Origin of the sequence: Neolewinella marina, assembly GCF_002631205.1 — a bacterium.
Lineage (GTDB): Bacteria > Bacteroidota > Bacteroidia > Chitinophagales > Saprospiraceae > Neolewinella > Neolewinella marina.
In genome coordinates, this window is the sequence record NZ_PDLO01000004.1 from 179,830 (window position 1) to 197,153 (window position 17,324).

14 protein-coding genes are annotated in these 17,324 nt (G+C 64.3%); 8 read left to right on the forward strand and 6 right to left on the reverse strand.

Going from position 1 to position 17,324, the window contains the following annotated elements; translation table 11 throughout:
* The first annotated feature begins 67 nt into the window (after positions 1-67).
* Complete coding sequence (locus tag CGL56_RS11265) at positions 68-1,786, forward strand: GMC oxidoreductase (RefSeq protein WP_245851971.1); 1,719 nt, start codon at positions 68-70, stop codon at positions 1,784-1,786.
* On the opposite strand, the gene CGL56_RS11270 is transcribed toward CGL56_RS11265, so the two are convergent.
* On the reverse strand, positions 1,783-3,525 hold the full coding sequence (locus CGL56_RS11270) for a S8 family serine peptidase (RefSeq protein WP_167641683.1): 1,743 nt from the start codon (positions 3,523-3,525) through the stop codon (positions 1,783-1,785). The genes CGL56_RS11265 and CGL56_RS11270 overlap by 4 nt on opposite strands.
* Before the next feature lie 231 nt (positions 3,526-3,756).
* Here CGL56_RS11270 and CGL56_RS11275 point away from each other — a divergent pair, with 231 nt between their 5' ends.
* Positions 3,757-4,614, forward strand: coding sequence for a hydroxypyruvate isomerase family protein (locus CGL56_RS11275; protein ID WP_099106662.1), 858 nt, complete (start codon positions 3,757-3,759; stop codon positions 4,612-4,614).
* Entirely contained in the window at positions 4,611-5,192 is a 582-nt protein-coding gene (locus CGL56_RS11280) for a hypothetical protein (RefSeq protein WP_143470691.1), read from the forward strand. The genes CGL56_RS11275 and CGL56_RS11280 overlap by 4 nt, the downstream gene beginning before the upstream one ends.
* Here CGL56_RS11280 and CGL56_RS11285 read toward each other — a convergent pair.
* The gene (locus tag CGL56_RS11285; RefSeq protein WP_143470692.1) at positions 5,173-8,004 is read right to left on the reverse strand and encodes a CHAT domain-containing protein; all 2,832 of its coding nucleotides are present in this window, start codon (positions 8,002-8,004) and stop codon (positions 5,173-5,175) included. The two genes, CGL56_RS11280 and CGL56_RS11285, sit on opposite strands and share 20 nt — an antisense overlap.
* A gap of 99 nt (positions 8,005-8,103) precedes the next feature.
* Here CGL56_RS11285 and CGL56_RS11290 point away from each other — a divergent pair, with 99 nt between their 5' ends.
* The 3 genes from CGL56_RS11290 (at position 8,104) to CGL56_RS11300 (ending at position 10,534) form a co-directional block, all read left to right on the forward strand.
* Positions 8,104-8,922, forward strand: a complete 819-nt coding sequence (locus CGL56_RS11290; RefSeq protein ID WP_099106665.1) for a 2,3,4,5-tetrahydropyridine-2,6-dicarboxylate N-succinyltransferase — start codon at positions 8,104-8,106, stop codon at positions 8,920-8,922.
* A gap of 163 nt (positions 8,923-9,085) precedes the next feature.
* Positions 9,086-10,222 (forward strand): DNA replication/repair protein RecF, encoded by a 1,137-nt coding sequence (gene recF / locus CGL56_RS11295; RefSeq protein WP_099106666.1) that lies wholly within the window; start codon positions 9,086-9,088, stop codon positions 10,220-10,222.
* A 6-nt stretch (positions 10,223-10,228) separates the two neighbouring features.
* Positions 10,229-10,534, forward strand: coding sequence for a DUF721 domain-containing protein (locus CGL56_RS11300; RefSeq protein WP_099106667.1), 306 nt, complete (start codon positions 10,229-10,231; stop codon positions 10,532-10,534).
* Between the two features lie 103 nt (positions 10,535-10,637).
* Here CGL56_RS11300 and CGL56_RS11305 read toward each other — a convergent pair whose 3' ends face one another.
* Positions 10,638-11,288, reverse strand: coding sequence for an endonuclease III domain-containing protein (locus tag CGL56_RS11305; protein WP_099106668.1), 651 nt, complete (start codon positions 11,286-11,288; stop codon positions 10,638-10,640).
* Positions 11,289-11,713: 425 nt separating this feature from the next.
* Between CGL56_RS11305 and CGL56_RS11310 the strand changes: the two genes are divergently transcribed.
* Positions 11,714-12,193: a single-stranded DNA-binding protein gene (locus tag CGL56_RS11310; protein WP_167641682.1), complete on the forward strand. Its 480-nt coding sequence runs from the start codon at positions 11,714-11,716 to the stop codon at positions 12,191-12,193.
* A gap of 200 nt (positions 12,194-12,393) precedes the next feature.
* Here CGL56_RS11310 and nadC read toward each other — a convergent pair whose 3' ends face one another.
* Entirely contained in the window at positions 12,394-13,260 is an 867-nt protein-coding gene (gene nadC / locus CGL56_RS11315) for a carboxylating nicotinate-nucleotide diphosphorylase (RefSeq protein ID WP_099106670.1), read from the reverse strand.
* A gap of 99 nt (positions 13,261-13,359) precedes the next feature.
* Here nadC and CGL56_RS11320 point away from each other — a divergent pair, with 99 nt between their 5' ends.
* Positions 13,360-13,962 (forward strand): HD domain-containing protein, encoded by a 603-nt coding sequence (locus CGL56_RS11320; RefSeq protein WP_099106671.1) that lies wholly within the window; start codon positions 13,360-13,362, stop codon positions 13,960-13,962.
* Here CGL56_RS11320 and CGL56_RS11325 read toward each other — a convergent pair.
* Entirely contained in the window at positions 13,959-14,675 is a 717-nt protein-coding gene (locus CGL56_RS11325; RefSeq protein ID WP_099106672.1) for an SCO family protein, read from the reverse strand. The two genes, CGL56_RS11320 and CGL56_RS11325, sit on opposite strands and share 4 nt — an antisense overlap.
* A gap of 48 nt (positions 14,676-14,723) precedes the next feature.
* Positions 14,724-17,315: a protein-disulfide reductase DsbD family protein gene (locus tag CGL56_RS11330; RefSeq protein ID WP_209280386.1), complete on the reverse strand. Its 2,592-nt coding sequence runs from the start codon at positions 17,313-17,315 to the stop codon at positions 14,724-14,726.
* Positions 17,316-17,324: the final 9 nt, after the last annotated feature.

The window sequence follows — 17,324 nt, forward strand, 5'->3', positions numbered from 1 at the left end:
TTCCGGTATTCCGGCCGCCAGCCGCACGGCAACCACTTAATGCCATCGATTGATTAACTTTGGCTGCGTGAAAGGAAAAGAAGCAAATACCTACGACGCCATCGTGGTAGGCACCGGGATCAGCGGCGGTTGGGCGGCCATGGAACTCTGCCGCGCCGGCCTGAAGACCCTCGTGCTGGAACGGGGCCGCCACGTGGCCCACGGCGACTACCCCACCGCCACCCTCGACCCCTGGGACCTGCCCCTGCGCGACGAACTGCCCGCCCGGGAGAAAGAGGATCACTACCCCAAGCTGAGCCGGAAGGACTACATCACCAAGCAGTCCAGCAAACACTGGTTCGTGAAGGACGACGAATATCCCTACACCGAGAAACGGCGGTTCGACTGGATCCGTGGCTACCATACCGGCGGCCGCAGCCTGATGTGGGGGCGGCAGTGCTACCGCCTGAGCGACCTGGACTTCACGGCCAACGCCCGCGACGGCATCGCCATCGACTGGCCCATTCGGTACGCCGACCTGGAGCCCTGGTACGACTACGTTTCCCGCTTCGTGGGCATCACCGGGCGGGCCGAAAACCTGCCCCACCTGCCCGACGGCCCCTTCCTGCCGGAAATGCCCTTCAACTGCGCGGAAACCCACTTCCAGGACCGGGTGCAGTCCCGCTTCCCCCACCGCCGCGTAACCCCCGGCCGCGCCGCCCACCTGACGGCCTACGACCCTACGGTCCACCTAGGCACCCGGGGCAACTGCGAGTACCGCAACCGCTGCATCCGCGGCTGCCCTTACGGCGGCTACTTCTCCAGCAACTCCGGCACCATCCCCGTGGCCGCCGGTACCGGGAACATGACCCTGATCAACCACGCCGCCGTCCGGGAGGTGATCTACGACGCCGAGGCCGGCCGCGCTACCGGCGTAAGGGTGAGACTGTCGGACACCGGCGAGGACACCGAATTCTTCAGCCGGGGCGTCATTTTCCTCAACGCCTCCACCCTGAATACCGCCGCCATCCTGCTGGCCAGCACCTCCGACGCCCAACCCAATGGCCTGGGCAACAACTACGACCAGGTGGGCCGCAACATCATGGACCACCACCACCGCATCGGGGCCTCGGGCAACCTGGCGGATTTTGCCGACAAGACCGACAAGGGCCGCAAACCCAACGGTTTCTACATTCCCCGCTTCGTCAACCTGGGCGACCGCGACACCAAACGCGACTACCTGCGCGGCTTCGGCTACCAGGGCGGCGCCAGCCGCGCCGGCTGGTGGCGCCTCATCCGCGAAACCGACCTTTCCCTCGGCAGGGAGTTAAAGGAGAAGCTCCTGGAGCCCGGCGGCTGGACCATCGGCATGACCGCCTTCGGGGAATGCCTGTCCAACCCCGACAACCGGGTCACCCTGAACCACGACCTGCTCGACAAGGACGGCCTGCCCACCCTGACCATGGACGTGGCTTTCGGAGAGAACGAAGCACGGATGCGCGACGATATGGAAACGGCCGCCGCCGAGATGCTGGAAGCCGCCGGGGCCACGAACGTGAGCACCCACCGCACCGAAGCCCACCCCGGTTTCTCCATCCACGAGATGGGCTCCGCCCGCATGGGCAAGGACCCCCGCACCAGCGTACTCAATCGCCACAACCAGATCTGGGACTGCCCCAACGTATACGTGACCGACGGCTCAGCCATGGTCAGCAGCGCCTGCGTAAACCCCAGCCTGACCTACATGGCCCTGACCGCCCGCGCGGTCGACCACGCCGTGAAGGAGCTCAACCGCCACAACCTCTAGACCGGCACCCGGGTGTGCTTCAGCGGCAGGTAAGCGCCGTCTGCCACCCGGTCCGCAATGCCGACCGACCGCTCGAAGTATGCCCGCCGGAAGCCCTCCAGCGTCCCCCCGGGGTGGCGGGCCAGCCAGTCGGCCAGCAAACCGGCGACAATGGGCGCCGATATGGACGTCCCAACCGGGTAAATGAGGTTTCCGGTACCGTGCTCCGGCACCCCGGTAGTGAGAAAGGCCGCGAGTGGCACCTCCTCGTCTCCGAAGTTCGACCACTCCACCAGCTCCAGCCGGTCGGGGTGGGGCTCCCTGGTGGCGTCACGGTACCAGTAGGAGGCCACCGCCAGGAGGTGATCGGGGTAGTCGCGGGCGAAGGCGGCCGGCCACTGCGGCTGGTCAAAAAGGTCGTTGCCGTCGTTGCCGGCTGAGGTCACCATGAACACCCCGTGGTGGGCGGCCGCCCGCACCGCGCACTCCAGGGCCGCGGGGCGCTCCGCCTGGGCGATGCCCCAGCTCATGTTGATCACCCGCGCCCCGGCGGCGATGGCCTCGTAGATCGCTACCAGGGCGCCGAAGTAGGTGGAGCGTCCACCTGATCCAAAGGTCTTCAGGTGGAGCAGCTGCAGGGGGTGGTCGGCCCGGTACTGCGCCTGCAGAGCTGCCGCCACGTAGGTACCGTGGGGCGTCTCGTCCTCGGGATCGGCATCCCGGTTCAGGAAGTCGTAGCCCAGTTTCCCCGTCTGAATGAAGGCGGTAGTGGGTCCCTGCCGGTAGCGGTTGGTTTCCCAGCGGTCGCGGTTGGCCGCCGAGGGATCTACGCCGCTGTCGATGATGGCCACCGTGAAGGGGGGCAGCTTTTCGTCGAAGGAGCAGCGCGGCTCCCGGGGGGGCAGGGCCTCCCGAAAGTGCTCCTCCGGTTCCCGGATAGACTCGCCGACCGCGGCGTCGTTCCCCGCCCGGGGCGTTTCTCCGCTGCCGTCGGTCGGCTCCTCCGGGCGGAAGAAATTGATGATGTAGTCGCGCTCCACGGTTCCTTCGCCGGCATTCACTTTGGCCCTCACCTGCTGGGCCGACCCGCCCGTGGTATTCAGGTCCATGCCCGGGGGTACTCCGAGGGCGATCACGCTGCCTGCCTCCCCGAAGTAGGCGTCGGTCAGCGGCAGTCCCGTGCGGATGGCCCACTCCTTCAGGGCGTCGTCCCGCTCGCAGCTGCTCAGGACCAGCCGGTGGAAGGCCTTTCCGTCACAGTCGAAGGGCGGCAGGGCGCGGAGGTCCTTGTCCGGGTCCGCTTCCTCCCAGCCCGGTTCTTTGCCGGCGTAGGCGGAAAGGGCGACAAAATTCTCCACCTGGAATTTTTCCTCCCGGCGCACCGTCGTGGAAAAGCGAATGATGTAGGCCGGGAACTTGCGGTCGTGAATGGGCAATGGCAGCCGGTGGGCGACGGCGGTCACCCGGATGGCCTTGATGAGGGTGTGGGCCTCCCCCCGGTCGGTAATGCCGTAGACGCTCAGCTGCAGCAGTCCGCCCGTTCCATTGTAGACGTGAAGGAATACGGGTTTACCCCCGGCGGGCGACAGCCGGGCGAGTCGGTAGGCTCCTTCCCCGCTGCCGTCGTCCGGCAGCTGGGGGTCCTGGCCGCCGTAGTCGGGGCTGTCCTGCCCCAGGTCGCCAAAAGTGATGAGGTGGGGAGCGCAGGCCGCGGGCTCGCCGTAGGGAATGAGTGGGATGCGGGAGGAATCAGGTGTCATGGCGTGGGAATGGTGTGCATGATAAATCCCCGGGGAGGTTATGCCTCCTCCACTCCGCCCGTTACTAAGATAATCGAAAATCACGGCCCCCCGCCCCCCTTTCCCGGCACCTGCGCTCCGCCGGCAACCCCTGCCGCCCGCCCTCACAGCAACCGGCCGGGAACTTTCCTGCATTGTCAAGCTGACAATTCACTATCTTGGAACCGCATACCCCCTTAAATCAGTCGCATCATGAACCGCCGTAATGCCCTCAAAAGCGCCGCCCTCGGGTTGGGCGCCCTCAGCCTCTCCAACGCCATCTGCGCCACCGACCGCGCTACCGGCGGGAAGTACAAGACGAACCACAGCACCTGCCTGTGGTGCTACAACGGCATGTCCCTGGAGGAACTGGCCGAGCGCGGCAAGGACGTTGGCCTGCAGAGCATCGAACTGACCACCGTAGACCAGTGGCCCATCCTGAAGCAGTACGGGCTGACCTGCGCCATGGGCACCCACAAGGACTTCAGCATCGATACCGGCTGGAACGATCCGGCCAACCACGGCAAGCTGCAGGAGCAGTACAAGAAGGTCATCCGCGACGCGGCCGACCACGGCATCCCCAGCGTCATCGTGATGAGTGGCAACCGCCGCGGCATGAGCGACTACGACGGCATGATGAACTGCGCCATCGGCCTGCGCCCCATGGTGAAGCTGGCCGAGGAAGCCGGCGTGACCCTGCAGATGGAACTGCTGAACAGCAAGGTGAACCACCCCGACTACATGTGCGACCACACCCAGTGGGGCGCCGCCCTGGCCGAGATGATCGGCTCGGAGCGCTTCAAGCTGCTCTACGACATCTACCACATGCAGATCATGGAGGGCGACATCGTGGCCACCATCAGGAAGTACCACCCCTACATCGGCCACTACCACACCGGTGGGGTACCCGGCCGCCACGAGATCAACGACAGCCAAGAGCTGAACTACCCGGCCATCGTGCGCGCGATCCACGAAACGGGCTTCCAGGGCTACATCGCCCAGGAGTACATTCCGACCTACGACGACAAGATTGCGGCCCTGGCGGAGGGCCTGCGCATCTGCGAGGTATGAGGACGCCCCCCTACCGGCTCGTAGCTACCGTAGGGAGTATTTTGCTCATCGCCTTCATCCTGGCGGCCTACCGTTTCTTTCCCGGGCAACTGCCCGGCTGGAGTTTCGCCCTGGCGTGGGTGGTGGCGGCACTCGTGCTGCTGGGCACCCTGGCGGAGCTGTGGCTGATGTGGCGCGATTACCGCGCCGGCTTTCTCTTCCCGATGCGCAACGCTTCCCTGTTCATCCTGCTCTTCAGCCTGGTGGGCTTGCCCGCTTACCTGGTCTTCGCCGGGGTGACCGGTCGCGACCTCGGCCCCTCCACCCTGCTGCTCGCTCCGGTATTCCTGGCCTTCGCCACCCGCAACCTGTTCCGCGTGCGCATCGACCAGCTTTCGCTACTGGCCAAGACGGGGTTCCGGGCTCCGGTGGAAGTCCCCCTGTTCCGGATCACCGACGTGGCCGTGACCGACGACCGCATCACCATCGAGTCCGACGGGCAACGGCCGGTGCAGCTGCTGCGAGTCTTCTTCCTGCCGGGCCACTGGAGGCAGTTGCGCGAGCGGCTGACCGGGCTGGCTACGACTCGTAAGCCGTAGCGTTCCGCAGTACCCTCAGGAAGTAATACAGGATCGCCACCACCAGGGATGCACTCAGCAGGTAGCCCCACCAGGGCATCAACGTGGCCTCCTCTCCGTCCAGCGGCAGGGTTCCGCCGGAACCGTAAAGCATCAGTCCCGCCCAGTAATAGGGGTGGCCGTACGCCACGGTGGTGCGCAGTTCCTCCTGGGCACCGTGGAGGGCCGTCACCCGGTCCTGCCCCCCCACGAGCCGTCGGTAGAATCCCGTTACCAGATCCCTGGTCGCCGCGTCGTCCACCGCCCACAGGGTGGTGAGGGTGCTGCGGGCCCCCGCCGCCGCGAAGGCACTGGCGAAGCTCATCGTCGTCTCACCGATCGCCAGCTGACCAATGGCCGTTTCGCAGGCCGAGAGCACCGTAAGCTCGTTGTCTACCGGCAGGGCGTACAAATCGTTGAAGTAGAGCAGCCCGTCCTCCTCCGGCGTACCTCCCTCCCCGCTGAAGGCCACGAAGCTCAGGTTGGGGTCGGTGGCGTTCACGCTACCGTGGCTGGACAGGTGCAGCACCCGCGCCTTACCCGCCAGTGACAGGAAGCTGTCCCGCCGGGCTTCCGCGCCGAAAAAGGCCCGGGTGGCGGGTACCAGGGTAGCGATCGTCCGCACTTCTTCCGCATTGTGCACTAGGGGCGACAGCCGCCGGTCGTCGGCGAAGGAGGGCGCGAAGGCCACTACCTCATAGGCATAGTCCCGGCGGCGGCGCTGGTCAACTTCCAGCAGGTAGTCGCCGCTGTAGGCGTACTGCAGGGTGGCGTGGCGCTGGAGGTAGTCCAGTTCGGCGTAGCGCAGCGGCGGCTCGGCGGCGGCCAGGGGCAGGCCACCGAAGGGAAGGTAGTGCAGCACCCCGTCCGGCACGATACAGAGGCGCGGACGCAGGTGCAGGGCTTCGCGCAAGCGGCCGGGCAACAGGGCCTCCGCCAGCCGGGTGCCGTGGGTGACGAAGGCCCGGTCCAGGCTGTCCTGTTCGCTGCTCGGCCGCAGGCTCTTGCGGCGGTAGCTGCTGGCCTCGATGGCCTCCCGCCAGGCGGTGGACCACGGTGCGAGCAGGCTGTCGGCCGCAATGGGGTGGGCGGTCAGTTTCCCGTCCGGGGTCAGCAGGAACACCAGACTTCCTTCCGGCGAGAGGTGGTACTCCAGAAGGGTGCAGTTTCTGGCCGCCAGGTGTTTAATCAGGGCGTCCCGGTCGAACTGGCGGCTACCCGTCGTCCGGGGCAGTTGTCGCTGCAATCCGTCGAGCCTCAGGCGGGCGGCCTCCAGGTCGGCTTGGGTGCCGGCTTCGCCGGCGGCAACCCTGCGCTCTAGGGAGGAGATCCTGGTCACCAGTTGGCGGACTTCCGGCGATACCGTTTCCCGGCTCGCGTGGAGGGCGGTCAGCAGGGAGTAGGCCCGCGACTGCTCGCTGAGCGCGAAGGCCCGCCACAGGCTTTCCTCCCGCCCTTCCGCCCGGTAGCTTTCCAGGTGGAGGGCGATGGCGCGGTCGAAGTAGGGGCGCAGGTTACGGCTCAGGTAACGGCGGCTGGCGGCGTCGTTCACCGCGGCGCGCAGGTGCTCCTGCAGGGCGAAGAGGGCGTCGTAGTCGCTCAGCGCCCGCGCCCCCTGCCCCGTGGCCGTGTAGGTGCGCGCCCGCACGGACAGCAAGTCGATCAGGGGGATGATGTCCGCCGCCGGAAGATTGGCGAGGGAGTCGGCAAAGTCGAAGCCGGTGCCGCCGGTCAGGAAGGCCAACCGTTCGTTCACCACCTGCAGGGCTTCTTCGTAGCGCCGCCAACGCAGCAGGATTTCCGGGATCTTTTCGCTGGTGTAGTAGTCGCGCAGTCCGATGGTTTCAAACACCCTGCGGGCGCGTTCCCGGTAGATTTCGAAGTTCTCCACGTCGTTCTCTCCCCCGTAGTATTCCGCCAGGTTGAGGTATACGTCTCCGTAAGTGGGGTCGTTGCGGGTATCGGGGGTGATCATGCGTTCGGCTTTTTTCAGGTTTTGGTACCCTTCCCGGACCAGCCCGAGTTCCCGCTGGACGATGGCCAGCAGGTTGTGGGCGATGGGGATGAAAATGGGATTTTCCAGGGCGGGGGCCAGGTCCACCGTGCGCCGGGCGAAGTCCAGGGCGGGATCGAGTTCGTCCATCCGCAGCAGGGTGAGGGCGGCGTTGTAGTAGGTGATGAAGCGGTCGTAGGGTTCCACCTGGCCGATCTGCTCTACCAATCCCGTAGCCCGCATGCTGGAACTGTAGGCGATGCGGAAGTCGCGCAGGTCCTTCGCGAGGACGGCGAGTTGATTCAGGCTGCGCAGGTAGTCGATGCTGTCGAAGCGCGGCAGCCGGTCGTAAATGGCGTGCGCTTCCCGGATGGCGATCACGGCGGAATCCAGCTTCCCCAGGTAGCCCAGGGAGTGCGACAGGTTGCTGCGCGAGAGGGCCCGGTCTTCGTGGGGAAAGGGATAGAGGCTGTCCCGCAGCGCGATGGCCCGCCGGTAGTAGTGGGCGGCGAGGCTGTCGTTGGCCTGGTTGTAATAGGCAGTAGCGGCCCGGTGGAGGGCGCGGCCCGCCAGGCTGTCAATTACCGGCCGGCCTTGCCGGTCGCGGGTAGCCGCCAGGAAGTAGGGCACGGCGCGCAGGTCGTCCTGCTCCAGCCACCGCTCCCCTTCCGCCAGCAGTCCGGCTCGCCCCCCGGCGGCCCTCACCTCCTCCATCGCCGGCGGCCCGCCCTGGGCGGGCAGGTCCAGCGGGGGGCAGCCCAGAAGCATACCCACGAGAACGGCGAAGGGTGTCCATCTCATGACCGGCGAGAAACTGTTTCTGCCTAATATATGCGCAGCGGCCGCATTCCGGGGCATCCGCGCCTTTTTCCGCATCTTTGTGCCCCCAAAATCTACCGTATGCAAGACCTCCGCAACACCATCGAAGCCGCCTGGGAACAGCGCGACTTACTCAAGGAAAAGGACACCCAGGAAGCCATCAACGCCGTCATCGAGGAACTGGACAAGGGCCGCCTCCGCGTCGCCGAACCCGGCCCGGACGGTGAGTGGCAGGTCAACGACTGGGTGAAGAAGGCGGTCGTGCTGTACTTCCCCATCCGGCAGATGGAGACCATCGAGGTGGGCCCCTTCGAGTTCCACGACAAGATGGCCCTGAAGAAAGACTACGCGGCCATGGGCGTCCGGGTGGTACCCCACGCCGTGGCCCGCTACGGTGCCTTCCTGGAGAAGGGGGTGATCATGATGCCCAGCTACGTCAACATCGGTGCCTGGGTGGGCAGCGGCACCATGGTCGACACCTGGGCCACCGTGGGGAGCTGCGGACAGATCGGCCGCAACGTCCACCTCAGCGGCGGCGTCGGCATCGGCGGCGTACTGGAGCCCCTGCAGGCTACCCCCACCATCATTGAGGACGACTGCTTCATCGGTTCCCGCTCCATCGTCGTGGAAGGCGTGCGCGTCTGCAAGGAAGCGGTGCTGGGGGCCAACGTGGTCCTGACCCAGAGCACCCGCATCATTGACGTCACCGGCGAGGAGCCCGTCACCCATCGTGGCGTGGTACCCGAGCGGTCGGTGGTCATCCCCGGCAGCTACACCAAATCCTTCCCCGCCGGTGATTACCAGGTGAGCTGTGCCCTCATCATCGGCAAGCGGAAGGAGAGCACCGACAAGAAGACCAGCCTCAACGCCGCCCTGCGGGAGCACGACGTAGCGGTATAGCGGCACCCGCGGCCCCGCCCGAAGAGCTTGTTTGCGCTATGCGGTGGATAGTTGGCATACGAGGGCATAAGATGAATGTGCCCTTTGTACTTTTTCCTTCGTCCTTCCTACTGCAAATCCGGTCAGAAAAGCAAAACCCAACCAGGCGCTAAAACATCCCGACTTGCACCTTTCCTCCCTGAAGCTTACCCAGTTCAAGAACTACGCGCGGCAATCGCTCGCGTTCAGTCCGCGGCTGAACTGCTTCGTGGGCTTCAACGGAGCGGGCAAGACCAACCTGCTGGAGGCGATCTACTACCTGTGCATGAGCAAGGGCTACGGGAGCCTGGCCGACCAGTACAACATCCGCCACGGCGACGCGGTGGCCCGGCTGGAAGGGATATTTCAACTGGACGACCAGCGGGAGGATCGGGTGGTGGTCAAGCTGCGCAAGCGACAGCGCAAGGTGATCGAGCGCAACGGCACGGCCTACGAGCGCATCAGCGAGCACGTGGGCCGCTACCCGGTGGTGATCGTGACCCCGGACGACATCAGCCTGGTACTGGAAGGCAGCGCCACCCGCCGCCGGCTGCTCGACAACAGCCTGAGCCAGACCGACCCCCGCTACCTCAACCACCTGATCACCTACAACAAGCTCCTCGAGAACCGCAACGCCCAGTTGAAGGAGCTCGACGGCCGCCCCGATACTACCGGCCTGCTGTCGGTCTACGATGCCCAGCTGGAGGAGCCGGCTACCTACATCTACGAAAAGCGGCGCGACTTCGTCGGCCCCTTCACTGAGCTGCTGGTGGAAGCCTACGGCGCCATCAGCGGGCAGCGGGAGGAAGTGGGGCTGGAGTACAAAAGCCAGCTCGCCGATCACGGCTGGTCGGAGCTGCTCGCCAGCCGCAGCGAGAAAGATCGCATCCTGCAGCGCACCACCGGGGGCATCCACCGCGACGACCTCATCTTCACCCAGGACGGCCATCCCCTGCGGCGGGTAGCGAGCCAGGGGCAACTGAAATCCTTCGTCCTCTCCCTGAAGCTGGCCCAGTACCGCCTGCTGGAACAGAGCACGAGCCGGACGCCGATCCTGCTGCTCGACGACATCTTCGACAAGCTCGACCACGAACGCGTACGCCAGCTGCTGGAGCTGGTACTCTCCTCGGCCTTCGGCCAGCTCTTCATCACCGACACCGACCCGGAGCGGATCAGTGCCCTGGTGAGCCGCCTGCCCGGCGTCGACTGGCAGCGATTCATCGTGGCCGAAGGCGTCGCACGCAACGAAGTAGAGTGGCAGCGGTTCTTAGAAGAAGAATAGCGCGCCATGTACAAACCCATCCCGAAGAAGCCCGAGCCGACCGAACTGAAAACGGCTTTCCTGCGCCTGCTGCGCAACCAGAAGAACGAGGCCGGCTACTTCAAGGCGCGCACCAAACTCGTGTGGGAGAAATTCTTCGGCAAGCACACGGCCGACAACACCCGCGACCTGATGGTCCGCAACCACAAGCTGTACGTCTACGTAACCAACGCCCCCCTGCGCAATCAGCTCACTATGGTAAGGGAGGGAATCCGCCAGCGGCTGAATGAGGAATTTGGGGAGGAGTATCTGGAGGAGGTGATTGTTAAGTAGTACGGCAGTACTTCAGTACGGTAGTTCTTAAGTACTACCGCATTGCTGTACCACACTGCATTACTGCGGCACAACCGTACAGTTATACTGCCGTACTGCGCTACTACCGTACTCCCACCCGGGCACAGTCGTCGAAGACAGGGCAGTTGCTGCAGCGGGGGCGGGTGCCGGTACAGACGTGCTTGCCGAAGGGGACCAGTACGCGGTTGATCTCGATCCATAGGTCGCGGGGAAGCTTGGCGGCGAGGGCGTCGCGGGTCTTGTCGGGAGTAGAGGTGGCTACGTAGCCCCAGCGGTTGGTGATGCGGTGGACGTGGATGTCGACGGCGATGACGGGGTGGTTCAGGGCCACGCCGAGGGCCAGGCTCGCCACCTTGGGGCCGACGCCGCGGAAGGCGATCAGCTTATCGTAGTCGGCCGGGGTTTCGCCGGCGTACGCTTCCACGATGGTACGGCTGAGGGCGAGGATATTGTCGGCCTTGGCGGGGGCGAAGGTGGCCTCGGCGATCGCTTCGAGGATGGTTTCCCGGTCCAAGGCGATCATTGCGGCGGGGGTGCGGGCCAGGGCGAAAAGGCGGCGGCTCACCTCCGTGCTCACCTCATCGTAGGTACGCACGCTCAGCAGGCTGCTGACCAGTTGCTCATACAGGCTGTCGTAACCCTCGTCGCGCAAGCCAAACATGGCCGCGGGCGGCTTGTCGGCCACGGCGGCGGCGCAGCGCGAGAGGACGGAGTGGATGGGAAATTCAGGCATACCCTCGATAGCAGCCCAATGCCTCCATTTGTTTACGACCTCCGCAGCGGCGGCTGGACGCGCCCTCGGGTAACGCAGGAATACCATCCCGCTTTTGCCTGGCCTGGTTTTTACCCACGTTCCATCCTGGCAATCAAGAAAAAAAGAGAGAAAAACTTATTCAGCCCACCGATCTACTAAGTAGCTTAAAATCAGCGCATTACGGCATTTTAAACCGTACTTAAACGTATACATACGTATATAATCGCAAGTAAACGGATAATTGACGACTACCGCTGCGGCATGCCTTCACCTTTGGGATGTCACCGAACGAAATCACCGTGTACTGCTTCACGGGGCTTTCACCGGGGCGCATTTCATCACTAATGCCCGTGTCCAATTATTCATGCGACAACGGATGCGGGCCATTACCAACTCCTTTTATCATGCAAGTACGCAACAGTGTAACCCTCATCGGCAACGTCGGCCAGCTGCCCACCGCCAAAACCCTGCCCAACGGCGTCCGGGCGATCGAGTTCAGCTTCGCCACCAACGACACCTACCGCAACCGCGAGGGCGAGAAAGTGACCCGCACCGAGTGGCACCAGATCAAGGCCTACGGCAAGGTGGTGGACGTACTCGAGCAGTACGTTACCAAGGGCAGTGCCCTGGCCATCACGGGTACCATCCGCTACCGGAAGTGGACGGACAAATACGAACAGAACCGCATCAGCACGGACATCATCCTGGATCAGTTCACCTTCCTTGGCGGGCGGGACGACAAGTCGTACCAGACGGCCGAAGAGGGGGCGGAGGAATCCACGATGCAGGCCGCCGAGCCGGCTCCTCAGAAGAAGACCACGAGGCGCCGGAGCACGAAAGCGGCCGCGGCCGAGCTGACGCCGGCGGAAGACCTGCCCTTTTAACCGTAACGGGGCAACCCCCTTCATCCATCCCATCACCTGGATCGTCGGGGAGGATTTTGCAACACCATGACGCCTTTGCGGCACCGGATCAACTACCAGGAAATCGATTTAGAGAAAACCCGGCACGTTTCATCCCCACCGGTTGCGGGAAAGGCAGGACCGGTATCTCCCCCACCCCGGGGCGGGATGCCGGTCTTTTGTTATTTCATCACCTTGAGGCTCAGGTCGAGGCTCACCGCCGAGTGGGTGAGGGCGCCCACCGAAATGAAGTTCACCCCGGTTTCGGCTACGCGCCGGATGCTGTCGAGCGTGATGCCGCCGCTAGCTTCGGTTTCGAACCGCCCTCCTACGTGGGCTACGGCTTCCCGCAGCAGGGGCAATTCGAAGTTGTCCAGCATGATGCGGTCTACCTTCCCGACTTCGAGTACCTCCATCAGTTCGACCAGGTTCCTTACCTCGACGGTGATCGGCAACTGCATGTCGTTCTCGCGGAAGAAGGCCTGCACCCCCTCGATGGCCCGGGTAATGGAACCGGCGGCATCGATGTGGTTGTCCTTGATCATGATGCGGTCGTAGAGCCCGTCGCGGTAGTTGTGGGCTCCGCCGAGGCGGACGGCCCACTTCTCCAGGAACCGCAGGTTGGGGGTGGTCTTGCGGGTATCGAGCACCTTCACGGGCAGGTCCTCCACCTCGAAGGCGTAGCGGTTGGCCAGGGTGGCGATGCCGCTCATCCGCTGCATGGTATTCAGGACGAGCCGTTCGGCCTGCAGCAGGGCGCGGGAGTTGCAGGTAACGTAGAAGGCTTCGTCGCCCACGTGCATGTAGTCGCCGTCTTCCATGCGCTGGTCGAACTCGGCCTTGGGGTCCACCGTAAGGAAAATCATCTTGGCCATCTCCACGCCGGCGAGCACCCCGACGTCCTTGACCAGCAGGCGGGCCGTATCGCGTTTGTTGGCCGGAATGGTAGCTTCGCTGGTGAAATCGCCGGGCCCCACGTCTTCCGCGAGGGCTTCGTTGATAAATTGCAGGATGCGCTGCCGTAAGGTTTCGTCTATGTTAGCCGACATATCATTACTTTGGAGGCCCGCCACGATGAGGACGGAGGTTCAGTTAGGTCTCGGGCCGCGAAGGTAAGCCTTCGGCCGGCCGCAAATTAATCACCCCCCGTGATCCAGCAGTATTTCGAAGGTCTAGCGCGGCGTTTACCCTCGGAAGGGTTCAACTGGGATAACATCCGCCGGGCCTATACGGGCCGGCCCTACCACAACCTGGAGCACCTGGACGAGATGGTGGCCGAGCTGCCCCGCCACCGTCCGCCCAAGGATCCCGAGATGCTGGGGGTGGCCCTGCTTTACCACGATATCGTCTACAAGCCAACGCGCATCGACAACGAGGAGCGCAGCGCCCAGTCGGCCGTCCGCATGCTCGAACAACTGCCGTCGCTGGCCCCCGCGCGCATCGAGCGCTGCCACGCACTCATCATGGCCACCAAGGATCATTTACCTTCCGAGGAGGACGACGGCGACGAGGCACTCCTCATCGATCTGGACCTGGTCGTCCTGGCCCGCGACCCGGCCGGTTACGCCCAGTATACGGCGGGCCTGCGGCAGGAATTCTGGATGTTGCCTTACTTCACCTTCCGGCCCAAGCGCACCGCCGCCATCACGGCCTTTCTCGATCGCCCCCACATCTTCCATACCGAGTACGGGCGGGAGCACTACGAGCCGCAGGCAAGGGAAAACCTCTGGCGGGAACTGAGAAATCTCTAGCGGGCGGAGCCGTCTTCCTGGTCGAGCAGCAGCTGGGCGTCCTCCATCAGGTGGGTCACTTCCTCCTCGTCGAGTCCGCTGGCGTAGGACCGTACAAAGCCTTCGCGGTCCACAAGCACCAGGTAGCCGCTGTGGTCAAAACCACCGGGGGCGCCGCTGTTTTCCAGGGCCACGCTGAGGTAGTCCTCGTCGAGGTCGTAGATCTCAAACTTGTCGCCGTGGATGAACCGCCAGCGGTCGAAATCCTCGATGCCCAGCTTGGCGGCATATTCCGTCATCCGCTCCGGCGTATCCCGCTTGGGGTCAATGGTGAAGGAAACCAGCCGGAAGTCGGGGTTGTCCCGGAAGCGCTCCTCCAGCCGCAGCATCTGGCTTTTTACCTTGGGGCAGATGGTGGGGCAGGAGGTGAAGAAGAAATCCGCCACGTACACCTTGCCGCGCAGGTCCTCGGTGCCGAAGGGGCGGTTGGACTGGTCCACGTACTTCCAGTCGCGGACGGGCTCGGGAACCACCTCCCCCGTAACCGGGTCGGTGGGGTGGTTGCCGGGGTAGCCCAGGGTGTCCACCAGAATCAAACCTGACTCCGGATCCACGGGGTGGTGCTGGAGGTATCCGGGCGCGTGCTCGGGGTCAATGCCATTCTCATGATCGTGGCTGCAGGCAAAGACCAACAGGGAAAGCAAGAAGAGGGAAGCGTGGATTATGGGGCGCATGGTATATACTTTTCGGTGGTCGGTAAGGGAGGGGACGGTCCAGGGAGACTATTTCCCCTGCAGTTCCTCGAAGGTGTTCAGTCCGCAGCGCAGGAAGGCCTCGTAATCGTCCACGTCGGGGGTATAGGCTACCGGTGGATTGAGGGTTTGTCCGTCCGGGGAGACCAGCACGTAGTACGGCTGGGTAGCGTGCTGGAACACGCTCTGCTGGAAGTAGTGCCACTTCTCCCCCACCTGGTCGATGAGGATGCGGCGGCCGGAGCCGTCGAGGCGGGCCACTTCTTGCTGCTGGTCGGCGGGCAGTTCCTTGCGGTCGTCCACGTAGAGGCTGATCAGGACGTAATCTTCGGTCAGGATGTCGTTGATGCGGTCCTGGCTCCAGACGTTTTCCTCCATCTTGCGACAGTTCACGCAGGTGTAGCCGGTGAAGTCCAGCATGACCGGCTTGTTCACCTCCCGGGCGTAGGCCAGTCCCGCGTCCAGGTCCTTGAAGCAGGTGATGCCCTGGGGGCAGTCGCAGGGGTTCAGGTAGCTGTAGCAGACCGGCGGGGCGATGCCGCTGAGGAGGTTCAGGGATTCGTAGCTGCCGGTTTCCTCATTTTTGGTAAAGCCGAAGGCCAGGTAGGCGGTGAAGAGTACACCGGCCACGGCGATGATGGCGGCTACCGGTCCCACCTTGCGGTTGCGGCTGTCGTGGGGGAAGCTGATCCACCCGAAGAGGTAGGCCGCGATGCCAAGCGAACAGAGCATCCAGATGAGCAGGAAGGGCTCGATGCGCAGCAGGTTCCAGTTGCCTACCAGGTCGGCGTTGCTGAGGAACTTGAAGGCCAGGGCGATCTCCACGAAGCCCAGTACCACCTTCACGCTGTTGAGCCACCCGCCGGATTTCGGCATGCTGTTGAGCACCCCGGGGAAGGCGGCGAAGAGGGCGAAGGGCAGCCCCAGGGCCACCCCGAATCCTGCCATGCCCGCCGTCAGGGGCCAGGCGCCGTCGCTCACGGCCTCCACCAGGAGGCTGCCCAGGATGGGGCCCGTACAGGAGAAGCTGACCAGGGCCAGGGTGAGGGCCATGAAGAAGATGCCCACCACGCCTCCGACGCCTTCAGCCTGGCTGGCGCGGTTGCTCCAGCTTTGCGGCAGCGTCAGCTCGTAAAAGCCGAAGAAGCTGCCCGCGAAGATGATGAAGACCACGAAGAAGACGAGGTTAAGCCATACGTTGCTCGCGATGCTGTTCAGGATGGAGGGGTCGATGCCGGCGATGAGGTGGAAGGGGGCGCTCAGCAGTACGTAGATCAGGAAGATGAAGAAGCCGTAGAGGGCGGCTTGTTTGATGCCTTCCGCCCGGCTGCCGCCGCTCTTGGTGAAGAAGCTCACCGTCAGGGGGATCATCGGGAAGATACACGGCATGATGAGGGCAAAAAGGCCGCCCAGCAGTCCGAGGCCGAAGATGGCCCACAGCCCCTGCCCCTGGGTCACCGCTTCCCCAACGTTGCAGGCGGCCAGCGGCTCGGCGTTGAAGTTGTGGTCGCCGAAGGGCCTGACACTCGCCACCGCGCGGTCGTCGTCGCCGCCGCCAAGGGTGAAGTCGGTAGCGTCGCCGCTGATGCCGTCTACGGTCGCCAGGCCGGCCCCCGCGTCAAAGGTGAAGGGCACGTCGCGGGGCGGCAGGCACATTTCGTCGTTGCAGGTCTGGTAGGTGAGGTAGCCGGACACCGTGGCCCCGGGCTCCATCCGCACTACCTGGGAGTAGGTAACGGTGCCGCCGTCGACCTTGCTCACCTCGGCTTCCCAGGTGTTATCGTACTTCTTCTTGAGGGTGGCGGAGGTTTCGGTCACCGCCCCGATAGGTTCCACGCCGGCCCCGGCTTCCACCACCATTTCCGTGGGGATGGGGCCGATCTCGGGGTCGATGTCCTGGCTGTAGACCGTCCACTCCTCCGCCAGGGTGGCGATCATGGAGAGGCGGTAGCGGCTGCCCTCCAGTTCCTCCACGCGGAAGGTCCAGCTGACCGGCTCATCCTGGGTGGGGGGCGGCAGGGCGGATTCGTAGGTGCTCAGGATCTCTTCGGCCGGCAGGTTGGCCACGGGCGGGGGGGCGGTTTCTTTTTCCACCTCCATACCGTCGGCCTTGGGCCGGGGCACTGCCATCAGCTTCTCCTGCTTTGCTGCGGGCGCGGAACCCGCCGCCGGGCCAGGAGTGTAGGTGAAGGGCTCCGTGGTGGGCGGCAGGCACTGGGTATCGTCGCAGCACATGTACTCGACTTCCCCGGTGATGGGCACCCCGTACTTCAGTATCCGGACGGTCTGGCGGAATACGGCGGGTTTGTCGCTCAGGTACTTGATCACGTTGACACCGAAGAGCTCGTCCATGCCCTCCTTCTTGTGGCCGCTTTCCTTCACTTCGCCAACCCGCTCGTAGTGGTCGCCCTCGTCCCAGTAAAAGGTGGTGGGCACGGGACCTCCCTCGTCGGTGAACTGGCTGTAGATCGCCCAGTCGGTTTCCGCCCGTGCGGTGGCGATGAGTTCGTAGCGGTCACCCTCCAGGTGGCGCTCCTCGAAGGTCCAGGAAATGGGACTGGCGAACTGGGCGGTCAGCGCAAGCGAGAAAAAGCTGAAGATCAGGGTGAGCCGTGCGGCCATAGACAGTCG